The sequence below is a fragment of the Mycobacterium sp. OAS707 genome, assembly GCF_014873705.1.
In the GTDB taxonomy this organism is placed as follows: domain Bacteria; phylum Actinomycetota; class Actinomycetes; order Mycobacteriales; family Mycobacteriaceae; genus Mycobacterium.
The window spans coordinates 296,932-311,698 of record NZ_JADBDS010000001.1 but is presented as its reverse complement, the minus strand read 5'-3'; the positions used below and the strand labels follow the sequence as shown (position 1 = coordinate 311,698).

The window sequence follows — 14,767 nt, the reverse complement described above, 5'->3', positions numbered from 1 at the left end:
GCGCTAGGAACTGAACACGTAGTCCTCGAGCGGGAAGCGGCGGCTGCGCCAGTACGCCTCGATCGTGCTGGCCGGCCGCAGCGGCACATCGCCGTTCTTGTCGAAGTAATAGCTGTTGGCCAGCCGGCAGCTGTCCTGCCAGAAAATCTGCCGGTGCCGCTTGCGCATCATCTCGGCGAAGTAGCGGTCGTTGGCCTCCTGCCTCACCGCGACCCGGGTGGCGTTGCGGCGATGGGCTCGCTTCAGGCAACGCGCGATGTGGTGGGTCTGCGTCTCGATCAGTGCGAAGTACGACGATCCGACGTAGCCGTACGGTCCGAAGACCATGAAGAAGTTGGGGAAGTCGGGGATGCTCACGCCTTCGTAGGCCTGCAGGCGATGCTCGTCCCAGTAGCTGCTCCACGATCGGCCGCCGGGCCCGGTGACCGGATACGTCGGCAGGTCGTCGGTGTCCATCACCTTGAATCCGGTCGCCAGGATGAGCACGTCGACGTCGTGGTTTTCGCCGTCCCCGGTGGCAACCCCTGAACCGGTGATCTTGTCGATCGGCTCAGTGACCAGCCGGACGTTGTCGCGGTTGAACGTCGACAGGTACGTGTTGTGGAATCCGGGCCGCTTGCAGCCGACGGCGTACCTCGGCGTCAGCTTGTCCCGCACGTCGGGGTCTTTGACCTGTTTGCGCAGATACGCCTCACCGACCTTCGACATGTTCTTGGCCATCGGGTTGACCGTGAAGTACTGCGCAGCCAACGGGAACGTCAGCTCGACATAGGCCTGACTGAGCAGCCGCTGTACGGTCCTGCCGCCAGGAAGGCCCATCGCGCGGCGCGACCACGGCGGTAGCGGCACGTCGAGCTTCGGGAAGCACCAGATCGGTGTGCGCTGAAAAACCGTGAGGTGCTTGACGATTGGCGCTATCTCGGGAATCACCTGCACCGCTGAGGCCCCGGTACCGATGATCGCGACCCGCTTGCCGGTCAGGTCCTGCCCGTGATCCCAGCGCGCGGTGTGCATCGTCAGACCCGCGAAGGAGTCGACGCCATCGATGTCGGGGAGCTTGGGTGTGACGAGCACACCGCTGGCGTTGACCAGGAACCGCGCGGTGACCACGCCGCCTGGATCGGTGCGGATCAGCCACAGGTTCTGGGTCTCGTCGAAGTCCGCGCCGAGCACCTTGGTGTTGAACCGGATCTTGCGACGCAGGTCGTACTTGTCGACGCAGTGCTCGGCGTAGGCCCTCAGTTCGTGCCCCGGCGCGTAGGTGCGCGACCAGTTTGGACTCTGCTCGAACGAGAATTGGTAGGAGAACGACGGAATGTCAACGGCGATACCGGGATACGTGTTCCAGTACCACGTTCCGCCCGGCCCCTCACCCGCCTCGATGACGAGATAGTCGCCCAGACCCACTTTGTCGAGCTTGATCGCGGTGCCGATGCCGGAAAACCCGGCACCGACGATGACGGTCTCGTAGTCGGGCACTGTCGGCGCTGTCATGTGGACTCCCGTCGCTGGGTTCCTTCCCCATTTCACAGGAAGCCCCGCGCCGGGTCAAAGGATCAATGGGTCGCTAGTGCAGCGCAGCGCCTACTCCGGCCAGCCGTTGCTGAGGATGATGTCGACGAAATCCTCACGGACGAACGTCGGATCGAAATGGGCCAACACGTCGTCGTTTACCGTGCCGAAGGTGGTCTGCGGCCGGTGCGCCATGCCGCCGTTGAAGGCCTGCAGAATCTGACGCTTGAAATTCGGCCTCGGATGCGCGGCCGTAACGGCGTTGCGGGCATCCTCCGACAAGTCGTCACGGCCGATGCCGAGCACGTCGGTCTCGACTCCCGCGGTCACGAGTGCGATCTCCGGGTCGAGGAACTCGGGAACACCGGGAGTGGTGTGCAGCGCGATGGCGAGCCATACCTTGCGCACGGCAGCGTCGTCGAACCCGCGGTCGCGCAAGAACTTCTCGGCCGCGTTGGCGCCGTCGACCTCGAAGCGCAGCGTGGAGTCGCGGAAGCCGTCGGTCAGGCCGATGTCATGGAACATCGCCCCGACATACAACAGTTCGAGGTCGGGGTCCAGCCCGCGACGGCGGCCCTGTAGCGCGCCGAACAGGAAGACGCGCCGAGAGTGATCGAAGAGCAGGTCGTCTTCGACATCCCGGATGTATTCGGTGGTGTCACGGACAAGTTGGGTGTCTGGAATCGCGATGCCCGCGATCGTCTGTGTAGTCATGGCCCAAGTGTGGGCGTGCGGAAACCCCTCGGCCCATGTCCGTTCTGCCATCTTTCCCACAAAAAGCGACATATGCTGGACCCATGGCTGCTGCTCGCGACGTCGTGTTCGTGGTGTTCGACGGTATGACGTTGCTCGACGTGGCTGGCCCGGCGGAGGTGTTCGCGGAGGCGAACCGGTTCGGAGCGTCCTACCGGGTGTCGATGGCCTCGGTCGACGGTCAGGACGTGCTGACGTCGGTTGGGGTGCGGCTCGCGGTCTCCGCGCCGATCGCCTCGGTGAAGCAGGTCGACACGGTGGTGGTGTCGGGTGGTGACAATCTGGTCGGCCGCCCGATCGATCCGCAACTCGTGGCGGCCGTGGCCGCGCTGCGGCCGCGTACCCGGCGGATGGCGTCGATCTGCACGGGGTCGTTCATCCTGGCACAAACCGGGCTGCTCGACGGCCGCCGCGCGACCACCCACTGGCGGCAAACCGCCCTGATGTCGCGCGCCTATCCATCGATCAACGTCGAGCCGGATGCGATCTTCGTGCGCGACGGCGACGTCTACACGTCGGCCGGGGTGTCCGCAGGCATCGACCTGGCGTTGGCCCTCGTCGAAGACGACCACGGTCCTGACCTCAGTCGCGATGTCGCCCGGTCGTTGGTGGTCTATCTCAAGCGGGCAGGTGGACAGTCGCAGTTTTCCGTGCTGGTCGAATCGCGGGCACCCGAGCGGTCGCAGCTGCGCAGGGTGACCGACGCGATCGCAGCCGACCCCGGTGCCGACCACACCGTGAAAACGCTTGCGGCACAAGCATCTCTGAGTACGCGGCAGCTGACCCGACTGTTTCAAAGCGAGCTGGGGACGACCCCGGCCCGCTACGTGGAGATGATCCGCATCGATGCGGCCCGCTCGGCGCTGGACGCGGGCCGCTCGGTCGCGGACTCCGCGCGATTGGCCGGATTCGGCAGCGCCGAGACGCTGCGGCGCGTGTTCGTCAGCCAGCTCGGCCTCTCACCACGGGCATACCGCGATCGGTTCAAGTCGACCGCGTGAGCCGCTGAATTCATCCGTGCAATGCGTCCCGCAGCGCCGACAATCCATGTTCGGCCGCGTCGGTCGCGGCCGGCACCACCCCCGCATAACCGAGGTAGCCGTGGATCAGTGTCTCGGCGTTGTGCAGTTGAACCGGCACTCCGGCAGCGTCGAGAAGTTCGGCGTAGCGGGCGCCGTCATCACGCAAGGGGTCGTGGCCTGCGACGGCGATGTACGCCGGGGGCAGTCCGGTCAGATCCTTCGCCCGGCCGGGAGCCAGCGTCGCCGGCATGTCGGAGAGATCCAAATCGCCGACGTACCAACGGGAAAACCCGCCGACAGACGAGAGGTTGAGCAGCGGGGCGTCGGCGTTCTCGGTGAACGAGGGCAGCGAGGTGTCCCACGTCGTCGCCGGATACCACAACAGCTGGAAGCGGATGGCCGGCGCGCCGGCATCGCGTGCCAGCAGCGCCACCACCGCCGAGAGGTTGCCGCCCGCCGAGTCGCCTGCAACGGCGATCCGGTCGGGATCGACGCCGAGCTCGCCCGCGTGTGCCGCCACCCATTGCGTTGCGGCCCAGGCATCTTCGACCGCGGCCGGGTAGGGGTGTTCGGGGGCCAGCCGGTAGTCCACCGACACGACCACCGCTTCGGCTCCGACCGCGTGGTTGCGTGCGTCGCCGTCATCGGTGTCGAGGTCGCCGACGCACCAGCCGCCACCGTGGAGGAAGACGACCACCGGCGGCGTTGTCTGGTTGTCCGTGGGCGGCCGGTAAATGCGGATGGGGATCGGGCCGGCGGGCCCGTCGATCGTGCGGTCCTCGGTGCGCACGTCGGGGTGGACCGAACGGCGCGGCAGGTCGCGGAACCGTTGCCGGGCCGCCTCGACACCCCCGTCGGTTGTCAACTGAAACGGAACGGCCTCCAGTACCTTCAGCAGAATGGCGTCGACCGCGGGTTTCTCGTCAGCAACGGACATGGGGACACCGTACGCACACTCCCGAACCAGGCTGTTTTGGGTGACGGCCGCGATCGTCGGCGCCTGCTATGGCGTCTTCCTCATCGTCACCGCACTGCGGTTGCCCTCGGGCGCCGAGCTCACCGGCCAGTTCAGGCTGCAGCCTGCGGTCAAGGCGCTGACGGCGGTGCTGTTGGCCGCCGCGGCGTTGACACACCCCGTCGCCCGGGAGCGCCGATGGCTGATCGCGGCGCTGGTGTTCTCGGCTGCCGGGGATTTCCTGCTGGCGATGCCATGGTGGAAACCGTCGTTCGTGCTGGGCCTCGGCGCCTTCCTGGTCGCGCATCTGTGCTTCCTGGCCGCGCTGATTCCGCTGGTCTCCCGGTCGGGTCCGCGGCTTGCTGCCGCCGCCGCCATTGTGTTGGCCTGCATCGGGCTGCTGGTGTGGTTCTGGCCGCGGCTGCTGGAAGAGGGCATGGCCGTACCGGTGACGCTCTACATCGCCGTGCTCGGGGCGATGGTGTGCGCCGCGCTGCTGGCCCGGTTGCCGACGCCGTGGACGGCAATGGGCGCGGTCTGCTTCGCGGTGTCGGACGGGATGATCGGCATCGGCAAGTTCGTGTTGGGTTCCGAGGCGTTGGCGGTGCCGATCTGGTGGGCGTACGCCGCGTCGATCCTGCTCATCACGGCGGGCTTCTTCTTCGGCCGCGCGTCTGTGCCCTCTGCTAGACCTGCTGCGTGAGCACTACCCGCCAGCAGGCCGAGCACGAGCCGATCGCGCGTGTGCTGCCGATGCTGACGGTGCCGCATCTGGACCGTGAATTCGACTATCTGGTTTCGGCCGAGCAGTCCGACGACGCGCAGCCCGGTGTGCGGGTGCGGGTGCGCTTCCACGGCAGGCTTGTCGACGCGTTCGTGCTCGAAAGACGTTCTGACACAGACCATGTCGGCAAGCTCGGCTGGCTCGACCGTGTCGTTTCGGCCGAGGCGGTGCTGACGCCCGACGTGCGTCGCCTCGTCGACGCGGTGGCCGCGCGCTACGCAGGCACCCGCTCCGATGTGTTGCGCCTCGCCGTCCCGCCGCGGCACGCCAACGTCGAAAAGCAACCGGCCCCCGACTTGGCGCCGTTGGCCGTAAAACCTGTCGACACCGCTGCGTGGGCCGCCTACGGGCGCGGCGAACAATTCCTTGCCGCCCTCGGTGACGGCCGCGCCGCCCGCGCAGTGTGGCAGGCCCTGCCGGGGGAGCGGTGGACCGACCGACTGGCCGAAGCCGCCGCCGTCACGGTCAATTCGGGCCGCGGTGTATTGGCGATCGTGCCCGATCAACGCGACGTTGATGCGTTGCACGCCAGCGTAATTCGATACATCGACGAGGAGAGGGTGGCCGCGCTCTCGGCGGGACTCGGCCCTGCGCAGCGCTATCGCCGTTGGCTGTCTGTGCTGCGCGGCGGCGCGCGCATGGTCATCGGCACGCGCAGCGCGGTTTTCGCCCCAGTCACCGATCTCGGGCTGGCCATCGTCTGGGACGACGGCGACGACACCCTCTCCGAGCCCCGCGCTCCTTATCCGCACGCGCGGGAGGTGGCGATGTTGCGCGCCCACCAACTCCGTTGTGCCGCATTGATCGCCGGCTACGCCCGCACCGCGGAAGCGCAGGCGCTGGTGCGCAGTCGGTGGGCTCACGACTTGGTTGCGCCCCGCCCGGTTGTCCGCGCCCGCTCGCCTCGTGTCGTCGCACTCGACGACAGCGGCCACGAGCAGGAGCGCGACCCGGCGGCCCGCACCGCCCGGATTCCTTCCCTGGCTCTGCGTGCGGCGCGGACCGCCCTGCAGGCCGGGCATCCCGTGCTGGTGCAGGTGCCCCGGCGCGGCTACATACCTGCGCTGGCGTGTGCGCGGTGTCGCACCGTCGCGAGGTGCAGACACTGCACCGGACCGCTGTCGCTGCTGAACCGCGACGCCGCGGTGTGCCGGTGGTGCGGTCGCGAGGAGCCGGCGCTGCGCTGCGCACGCTGTGGATCCGACGCGGTGCGTGCCGTTGTCATCGGCGCGAAACGCACAGCTGAGGAACTCGGCAAGGCGTTTCCCGAAACACCGGTGATCACCTCAGGCGGGGAGGCGATGGTGGCCGAGGTGCCCGCAGAACCGGCGGTCGTCGTCGCGACGCCCGGTGCCGAACCCACTGCCGTCGGCGGCTACGGCGCGGCGCTGCTGCTCGACGCGTGGGCGCTGCTCGGTCGTCAGGATCTGCGCGCCGCCGAAGACGCGTTGCGGCGCTGGATGGCGGCGGCCTCGCTGGTGCGGCCGCGCGAGGACGGCGGCACCGTCGCAGTGGTGGCGGAGTCGGCGATCCCGACGGTGCAGTCGTTGATCCGATGGGACCCGGTCGGCCACGCCGACGCCGAGTTCGACGCACGCGCCGAGGTCGGCCTGCCGCCCGCCGTGCACATCGCGGCTGTCGACGGCACACCCGCGGCCGTGGCGGCCCTGCTCGACACCGCGGAATTGCCCGAAAGCACGCAGGTGCTTGGGCCCGTCGATCTGCCGATCGGCGCGCGCCGGCCGCCCGGACTTTCGGCTGACACGACGGTGAACCGGATGCTTGTGCGGGTGCCGCGCGACGGTGGGCTGGCGCTCGCTGCGGCGCTGCGCCGCGCCACCGGGGTGCTCAGCGCCCGACACGATCAGGAGCCGACGCGTGTGCAAATCGACCCGTTGCACATAGGGTGATGCGGACACGGTGACTCGCGCCGGTCAGGAGGTGGTCATGGGGCGGCTGTTCAAGTGGCTGATCCCGTTGGCGCTCATCACTTTTGGCCTGCTGTGGCCCCTCGTCATCCGCGGCGGTTCCGACGCATCGGACGTTTCCGATCCGGTGGTCTTCAGCAATTACCAGGCCGATTACGTCGTGAACGGCGACGGCGAACTCGACGCCGTCGAGACCATCACCGCTGAATTCCCCGGCGGGCGGCACGGCATCTTCCGGTACTGGGACGTCGCCAACCAGAACAGCCCACGCGTGCGGCAGAAGCCCGAGATCACCTCGATCCTGGTCGACGGTGAGCCCGCGTCATATCAAATGCTGTGGGAGGGCGGGGAGCGCTTCCTGGTGGCCAAGATCGGCGATGCCGACAAATACCTGAGCTACGGCACCCACACCTATGAGATCCGCTACCGGATCCCCGGAGTGCTCGACCCCGGCAGCACCGGCGCCGACAAGACATTCGCCCGAGGCGTCGGTGCCCCGCCGAGGTCGCCTTCGGTGTTCTTCTGGAACGTGATCGCGCCCTCGTGGAACAACCAGATCGACAACGTCGACGTCACGGTGACCCTGCCGGGCGAGGTCGGCCTCGCCCAGTGCTCGGTCGGCTTCGGTGTCGGCAGAAAGTGCGACGGGCTTTCCGTCGACGGCAACACGGTCAGGTTGACGGCCACCGGCCTGGCGCCGCGCACGCCCGTCACCGTGCGCGCCGGTGTCGACGTGCCGACGCCACCGCGAACCAGCCTGCCGTGGCCGTACACCTGGGACCGCATCCTGGGCCAGTCCTGGTCCGGCGTCATCTGGATCGCAGGCCTGACAGTGGCTTTCGGCCTCGGCGCGGTTCTGTGGTACCGCACCATCGTCGAACCGCCGCCAGGATTCCCGTTGCAGTACGCGCCACCGCCGGGCCTTGGGCCGGTGCAGACCGAGTACATCCGCACCGAGAGCGTGCCGAAGAACGGGCTCACCGCCACGCTGTTCTACCTTGCCGAGCGACGTCTGATCGACCTGCGACAGGTCAACGACAAGCAGTGGAACATCCGCGGGACGGCAGTGCACGGGGCGTGGGCCGACGTGGATCCCGTCAGTGTCGCGGTCGGTTCGGCACTCGATGTGATGACGGCAGGCAAGGAGTTCGAGGCCAGGAAGACCGTGAAGGCCGGCCAGAAACTCAACAAGGCCAAGACCGACATGGCCAAGGCCGTCGAGAAGTGGGCATTCAAGAACGAATTGATGGTCAAACGCAAGAAGGAGATGTGGGTCCGCACCGCCAACGCGGTTGCCTTTCTGCTCATGATCTGCGGCTTCTTCCGGTGGGGCTTCCCGACCACCATGTGGGCGCTGCCGTTCGCGGCGTTCTTCCTGCTCTCGGTTGGGGCGTGGGCCGATGGCGTCGGCACTCGCCGCACCGAAAGCGGTCGCCAATTGTGGTCGCAGGCAGGGGGATTCCACCGTATGCTGTCGACCGACTCCGCTGAGGCGCGGTTCGACTTCGGGGCCCGCAAAGACCTCTACAGCGCATACGTCCCGTTCGCAGTCGCCGCAGGCGTCGCGGCGCTGTGGGCGAAGAAGTATGAAACAACGGTGGGAGCGCCTGCGCCACAACCGGATTGGTACAACTCGTCGTCATCGACCTCGTGGGGCTTCAGCCACGGCTCCAGCGGTCCTAGTTTCGACAGCTTTGAGTCGGCGTTATCGTCGTCGATCGGCGCCTACACCGCGTCGCAGTCGTCGTCGTCCTCCTCCGGTAGCAGTAGCGGCGGCTTCAGCGGCGGCGGTGGCGGCGGCGGTGGCGGAGGAGGAGGCGGCTCATGGTGAGGTTTCTGCTCATCTTGGTGTTGGTGCTGGCGGTGTTGGTGCTGATCGGTTTCGTGATGGGCTACAACAAGATTCGCAGCGCCGACATTCGCGTCGCCGAAGCGCTGTCTGGCATCGACGTGGAGCTGACGCGACGTGCGTCGCTGATCCCCAGCCTGGTGCACACCGTGCAGACCTTCGCCGCCCACGAGAAGGGCATCCTCGACCACGTCGCCAACGCGCGCGCGGCATTGACGTCTGCCACGACCGGAAAATCGGTCGCGCAGCGCAGTGCTGCCGAGAAGGAACTCGACAGCGCACTGGCGCCAGTGCTGGCGCTCGGTCAGAGCTACCCGCAGCTGAACTCGTCGAACAACTTCCTGAATCTGCAGGACAACCTCGCCGACACCGAGAACAAGCTGGCCTTTGCGCGGCAGTACTACAACGATGCCGCGGCGACGCTGAACCGACTGATCAGCACCATCCCGTGGATGTTCGTCGCGCCGATGACCGGGGTGTCGGAGCGGGAGTACTACCAGACTCCTCGCTAGAGCCCGAAGAAGGCGTCCCTACACTGGCGCGGTGCGCATCGTCTTCGCAGGGACCCCCGAACCCGCGCTGCCGTCGCTGCGACGGCTGATCGATTCGCCGCGCCACGACGTCATCGCGGTGTTGACCCGTCCCGACGCCGCGAAGGGGCGGCACGGCAAGCCGTCGCCGTCCCCGGTGGCACAGATGGCAGTCGAACACGACATCCCGGTGCTGAGGCCGTCGCGTCCCAACTCCGAGGAATTCATCGCCGAGCTGACGGAGCTGGCGCCGGACGCGTGCGCAGTCGTCGCCTATGGCGCGCTGCTGTCGGAGCGGCTGCTCGCGGTGCCGGCCAACGGCTGGATCAACCTGCATTTCTCGCTGTTGCCCGCATGGCGCGGCGCCGCACCGGTACAGGCCGCGATCGCCGCCGGTGATGCCGTGACCGGTGCGACCACGTTTCAGATCGAACTCGCCCTGGACTCCGGCCCGGTGTACGGCGTCGTTACCGAGACCATCCGGCCCGCCGACACCGCGGGCGATCTGCTTGAGCGGCTGTCGATTTCGGGTGCAGCCCTGCTGGAGACCACTCTCGACGGCATCGCCGACGGCTCGCTCACCGCGGTACCGCAGCCTGCCGATGGCGTCACCATCGCACCGAAGGTCACCGTCGAGGACGCGCGGGTGCGGTGGGACCTGCCCGCGCATGCGGTCGATCGCCGCATCCGGGCCGTCACGCCGAACCCCGGCGCCTGGACCATGATCGGCGACCTGCGCGTCAAGGTGGGACCCGTTACCGTCGACGAGTCGTCAAACAGCCTGCCGCCCGGTGCGATTCGCATCGAACGCAAGGGTGTCCACATCGGCACCGGGTCACACCCGGTCCTCCTCGGCCAGATTCAACCGCCCGGCAAGAAGCCGATGAAGGCAGCCGACTGGGCGCGCGGAGCACGCCTTGACGAAACCGCACACGCCGAATGACCAGACCGCCCAACAAACATCGGCCCCGGCGTAAACCGCTCGATCCGGCCCGTCGTGCGGCGTTCGACGTGCTGCGCGCGGTGTCAGAGCGCGACGCCTACGCGAACCTCGCGCTTCCCGCGATGCTGCGCGAGCGCGGCATCACCGGCCGCGACGCCGCGTTCGCCACCGAACTCGCCTACGGCACCTGCCGCACCCGCGGCCTGCTCGACGCGGTCATCGGCAAGGCCGCTGAGCGACCGCCGGAGAACATCGACCCTGTGCTGCTGGACCTGTTGCGGCTCGGCGCGTACCAACTGTTGCGTACGCGGGTGGAACAGCATGCGGCTGTTTCGACCACCGTCGAACAGGCGGGTATCGAATTCGATTCGGCGCGAGCAGGTTTCGTCAATGGCGTGCTACGCACCATCGCGCGCCGCGACGAGCAGTCGTGGTTGGCGGAGCTGGCCCCGGCTGCCGGCAGCGATCCCGTCGGGCACCTCGCATTCGTACACGCCCATCCGCGCTGGGTTGCGCAGGCCTTCGCCGACGCGCTCGGCGCCGACGCGGGGCAGCTGGATGCGCTTCTGGCCAGTGACGACGCCCGCCCTGCCGTGCATCTGGCCGCACGGCCCGGGGTGTTGACCGCTGAGGAACTCGCCGATCAGGTCGACGGTACGGTCGGCCGCTACTCGCCGTACGCCGTCTACTTGTCCGGCGGTGATCCCGGTCGGCTGGATCCGGTTCGTGACGGCGCCGCGCTGGTGCAGGACGAAGGCAGCCAACTGGTGGCCCGGGCACTGACCCTCGCCTCTGTGGAAGGTCCGGACAGTGGCCGGTGGCTGGATTTGTGCTCAGGCCCTGGCGGCAAGACCGCGCTGCTGGCCGCCTTGGCCCGCGGTGCCCGGGTGACCGCGATCGAACCTGCTGCCAGGCGTGCCGAGATGGTCGAGGAGAACACCCGCGGCCTTCCGGTCGAGGTGCTGCGCGTGGACGGCCGCGAGCCCGGGCTCGAGCCGGGATTCGACCGGGTGCTCGTCGACGCGCCATGCACCGGGCTCGGCGCACTGCGGCGCAGACCCGAGGCCCGCTGGCGGCGCCAGCCCACGGACGTGCCGACGCTGGCCAAGCTGCAGCGCGAACTGCTGGCCTCGGCGATCCGGCTGACCCGACCGGGCGGGGTCGTGCTGTACGCCACGTGTTCGCCGCATCTGTCCGAGACAGTCGGCATCGTCGCCGATGCGCTGCGCCGCCACCCGGTCACCGCGTTGGACACCCGGCCGCTGTTCGACCCGGTCGACGATCTGGGTGACGGGCCCTACGTGCAGCTCTGGCCGCACCGGCACGGCACCGATGCGATGTTCGCCGCCGCCCTCTTAGTAGGGTGAGCGCCATGGCAGAACCCCTGATCGCGCCGTCGATCCTGGCGGCCGACTTCGCCGAACTCGGTGCCGAAGCCGCGGCGGTGACCGGCGCCGATTGGCTGCACGTCGATGTGATGGACAACCACTTCGTGCCCAACCTCACCATCGGGCTGCCGGTCGTCGAGGCGTTGCTCAAGAGAACCGACATCCCGATGGACTGCCATCTGATGATCGACAACCCCGACAAGTGGGCCCCGCCCTACGCCGAGGCAGGCGCGTACAACGTGACCTTCCACGCCGAGGCCACTGACAATCCGATCGGGGTGGCCCGCGACATCCGGGCGGCAGGCGCCAAAGCGGGGCTCTCGGTCAAGCCAGGCACGCCGATCGAACCGTACCTGGAGATCCTGCCGCACTTCGACACGCTGCTGATCATGTCCGTGGAGCCCGGCTTCGGCGGGCAGAAGTTCATCCCGGAGGTGCTGCCGAAGGTCGGCACTGTGCGCAGGCTCGTCGACGCCGGCGAGCTGACGATCGTGGTGGAGATCGACGGGGGCATCAACGCCGACACCATCGAAGAGGCGGCGCTGGCCGGTGTGGACTGCTTCGTCGCGGGGTCGGCGGTTTACAGCGCCGAGGATCCGGCCGCCGCAGTGGAATCGCTGCGCCGACAGGCCGCCTCGGCATCCAAGCATTTGACGTTATGAACCTCGACGCCGCGATGCGGTTGGCTGTCGAGCACGCCGACCGGGTCAAGGGCACCACATACCCGAATCCCCCTGTGGGGGCGGTCATTTTGGACCGCGACGGGGAGATCGCAGGAGCGGGCGCGACGGAACCGCCCGGCGGTCCGCACGCCGAAGTCGTGGCGTTGCGCAGGGCGGGGGAGCGCGCCGTCGGCGGCACCGCAATCGTGACGCTCGAACCGTGCAACCACTACGGCAGGACGCCGCCATGTGTGGATGCCCTTGTCGCCGCCGGTATTTCGCGCGTCGCTTATGCGGTCGCTGACCCGAATCCAGAAGCCGCGGGTGGTGCGACGCGGCTCGCCGCATCCGGCATCAAAGTCGAAGCCGGCGTATTGACCGATGTCGTCGCGGGCGGGCCGCTACGCGAATGGCTGCACAAACAACGCACCGGACTTCCGCACATCACATGGAAATACGCCACCAGCGTCGACGGTCGCAGCGCGGCCGCCGACGGCACCAGTCAGTGGATCACCAGCGACGCCGCCAGGGCCGACGTGCATCGCCGTCGGGCGACCGCCGACGCCATCATCGTCGGAACCGGAACGGTGTTCGTCGACGACCCCACGCTGACCGCCCGGTTGCCCGATGGCACGCTGGCCGAGCGCCAGCCCCTTCGCGTCGTCGTCGGTGAGCGCGAAATATCCTCCGAGGCACGGGTTCTCAACGATGACTCGCGCACCATGGTGATCCGCACCCATGATCCACACGAGGTGATCAAGGCCCTATCGGATCGCACCGATGTGATCCTCGAGGGCGGACCGACATTGGCGGGAGCGTTTCTGCGGGCCGGGGCAATCGACCGGATCCTGGCGTATGTGGCGCCAATTCTGTTGGGCGGACCCATCACCGCGGTCGATGACGTCGGCGTGCTCTCGATCGCGCACGCGCAGCGGTGGCGCTTCGACGGCATCGAGCCGATCGGGCCCGACCTGCTGCTCAGCCTGGTGCCGGCATAGCGATCGCGGGCGGAGCCAGCGCACCGACCTGGTAAAGGACGTCGAGCTCGTCGCGGATTCCCCAGTGCTCGCACAGCCGGCCGTCGCGAGTGCGGAAGAAGTGCGCGGTCTTCATCGCGAACGGTCGCCCTGTGACGTCGACGCCGGGTGGCGAAACCGCATTGACGCCATGGGCGGTCGCACGGATCGCGATGGTGTCACCGGCGGAGACGACGTCGTGCACCTCGTAGCGGACCTGTAGCACGGCCGTGACGAACGTCAGGATCGCGATGTAGCCGTCGGGTCCTGGCGGAAGGGAGACGGGGGAGCCGTGGTCGACGAAATCGTCGGTGACCAGGTCACGGATTCGCTCCAGCTGCCTGGAGTTCATCGCGCTGATCACGCCTTCGGCAAGTGACTCATTCGTGGTTTGCACAACCATCCCAACGGGGCTACCTCCCGATTGGTTCAGTCCACCTCCAGCGGGCGGTGCTCGATCAGATCGCGCACCCCACCGACGCCGAGACGCTCACGGAAGGCGCGTACGGTATAGCCGACCACCGTGGCGTCGGTGCAAGCCCGCGCCGTTGCGTTGCGTGGTAGATGAAACACCGGGCCGATCTCACCGAAGTAATCACCGCGTTTGACGACCTTCAAAATTTCTGTTGCGCCACTGGGCAATTCGCGCACAATCTCAAGATCGCCATCGGAGACGATGTAGATCAGCTCGCCCATCGTGCCCTGCTCGAACAAGACCTCGCCTGCCTCCAACTCCACGGTCTCGGGGGGCCGGTCGGTGGACGCGAAGTCTGGCACGAGTTCGACGACACGGTCGGCCAGCGGCAGAATCCGGCTGTCGTGCGTTGCGACGACGACCATTCGATCGCCCGACGCCAGCTCGCGAATCAGCCGCAGGATCTCCTCGACCTGAATGAAATCCAGGTGCGCGGTGGGCTCGTCGGCCAATATCAGCGGCGGATCGAGAGCGATCGCGCGCGCGACTGCGACGCGCTGCTGCTGCCCACCGCTGAGGTCGCCCGGACGATGGGACATCCGATCCTGCAGACCGACGCGGGACAACAGCTGTTCGGCCTTCTTGAACGAGGCGCGGCGCGACATGCCCGAGGCCAGCAGCGGCACCATCACGTTCTCCAGCGCGGTGAGGCTCGGGACGAGATTGAAGGCCTGAAACACGATGCCGACTGTTTCCCGACGGTAAGTCGACAGTCCGCGTGCGTCGAGGGCGGTGACGTCGACGTCGCCGAATTTGATGGCGCCGCCAGTGGGTTTGAGTATGCCGCCGAGGCAGGACAGCAGCGTCGTCTTGCCGCAACCGCTGGGACCCAACAGGATCACCAGCGAACCGGCGGCAACGTCGAGGCTGAAACCGTCAATCGGGCGAACGGTATCGGCGCCGCTCGCGTACTCGACCACGAGGTCCTGAATGCTGAGATCGCCCATGGC

14 protein-coding genes are annotated in these 14,767 nt (G+C 67.6%); 9 read left to right on the top strand and 5 right to left on the bottom strand.

Going from position 1 to position 14,767, the window contains the following annotated elements; genetic code table 11:
* Positions 1-3: 3 nt before the first annotated feature.
* A complete protein-coding gene (locus tag GGC64_RS01485) occupies positions 4-1,494 on the bottom strand; it encodes an NAD(P)/FAD-dependent oxidoreductase (RefSeq protein ID WP_192720684.1) in 1,491 nt (496 codons plus the stop codon).
* Positions 1,495-1,584: 90 nt separating this feature from the next.
* Positions 1,585-2,226 (bottom strand): HD domain-containing protein, encoded by a 642-nt coding sequence (locus GGC64_RS01480; RefSeq protein WP_192720683.1) that lies wholly within the window; start codon positions 2,224-2,226, stop codon positions 1,585-1,587.
* An 83-nt stretch (positions 2,227-2,309) separates the two neighbouring features.
* Between GGC64_RS01480 and GGC64_RS01475 the strand changes: the two genes are divergently transcribed.
* Positions 2,310-3,266 (top strand): GlxA family transcriptional regulator, encoded by a 957-nt coding sequence (locus GGC64_RS01475; protein ID WP_192720682.1) that lies wholly within the window; start codon positions 2,310-2,312, stop codon positions 3,264-3,266.
* A gap of 10 nt (positions 3,267-3,276) precedes the next feature.
* Here the strand turns inward: GGC64_RS01475 and GGC64_RS01470 are convergent, their stop codons facing one another.
* Positions 3,277-4,224 (bottom strand): alpha/beta hydrolase, encoded by a 948-nt coding sequence (locus tag GGC64_RS01470; RefSeq protein WP_192720681.1) that lies wholly within the window; start codon positions 4,222-4,224, stop codon positions 3,277-3,279.
* Here GGC64_RS01470 and GGC64_RS01465 point away from each other — a divergent pair.
* Genes GGC64_RS01465 through ribD form a run of 8 tightly spaced genes read left to right on the top strand, consistent with a single transcriptional unit; the run spans position 4,223 to position 13,324 of the window.
* Positions 4,223-4,945, top strand: a complete 723-nt coding sequence (locus GGC64_RS01465) for a lysoplasmalogenase (RefSeq protein ID WP_192720680.1) — start codon at positions 4,223-4,225, stop codon at positions 4,943-4,945. The two genes, GGC64_RS01470 and GGC64_RS01465, sit on opposite strands and share 2 nt — an antisense overlap.
* A complete protein-coding gene (locus GGC64_RS01460; protein ID WP_192720679.1) occupies positions 4,942-6,936 on the top strand; it encodes a primosomal protein N' in 1,995 nt (664 codons plus the stop codon). The genes GGC64_RS01465 and GGC64_RS01460 overlap by 4 nt, the downstream gene beginning before the upstream one ends.
* Before the next feature lie 37 nt (positions 6,937-6,973).
* Positions 6,974-8,785, top strand: coding sequence for a DUF2207 domain-containing protein (locus GGC64_RS01455; protein ID WP_192722354.1), 1,812 nt, complete (start codon positions 6,974-6,976; stop codon positions 8,783-8,785).
* A complete protein-coding gene (locus tag GGC64_RS01450) occupies positions 8,779-9,315 on the top strand; it encodes a LemA family protein (RefSeq protein WP_192720678.1) in 537 nt (178 codons plus the stop codon). The genes GGC64_RS01455 and GGC64_RS01450 overlap by 7 nt, the downstream gene beginning before the upstream one ends.
* Before the next feature lie 31 nt (positions 9,316-9,346).
* Positions 9,347-10,276, top strand: a complete 930-nt coding sequence (gene fmt / locus GGC64_RS01445; RefSeq protein WP_192720677.1) for a methionyl-tRNA formyltransferase — start codon at positions 9,347-9,349, stop codon at positions 10,274-10,276.
* Positions 10,273-11,643, top strand: coding sequence for an RsmB/NOP family class I SAM-dependent RNA methyltransferase (locus GGC64_RS01440; protein ID WP_192720676.1), 1,371 nt, complete (start codon positions 10,273-10,275; stop codon positions 11,641-11,643). Before fmt ends, GGC64_RS01440 begins: the two co-directional genes overlap by 4 nt.
* Before the next feature lie 5 nt (positions 11,644-11,648).
* Entirely contained in the window at positions 11,649-12,326 is a 678-nt protein-coding gene (gene rpe, locus GGC64_RS01435; RefSeq protein WP_192720675.1) for a ribulose-phosphate 3-epimerase, read from the top strand.
* The gene (gene ribD, locus GGC64_RS01430; protein ID WP_192720674.1) at positions 12,323-13,324 is read left to right on the top strand and encodes a bifunctional diaminohydroxyphosphoribosylaminopyrimidine deaminase/5-amino-6-(5-phosphoribosylamino)uracil reductase RibD; all 1,002 of its coding nucleotides are present in this window, start codon (positions 12,323-12,325) and stop codon (positions 13,322-13,324) included. The genes rpe and ribD overlap by 4 nt, the downstream gene beginning before the upstream one ends.
* Here ribD and GGC64_RS01425 read toward each other — a convergent pair.
* On the bottom strand, positions 13,305-13,739 hold the full coding sequence (locus GGC64_RS01425; RefSeq protein WP_370581932.1) for an ester cyclase: 435 nt from the start codon (positions 13,737-13,739) through the stop codon (positions 13,305-13,307). The two genes, ribD and GGC64_RS01425, sit on opposite strands and share 20 nt — an antisense overlap.
* Before the next feature lie 32 nt (positions 13,740-13,771).
* Positions 13,772-14,764, bottom strand: a complete 993-nt coding sequence (locus GGC64_RS01420) for an ATP-binding cassette domain-containing protein (protein WP_192720672.1) — start codon at positions 14,762-14,764, stop codon at positions 13,772-13,774.
* Positions 14,765-14,767 lie beyond the last annotated feature (3 nt).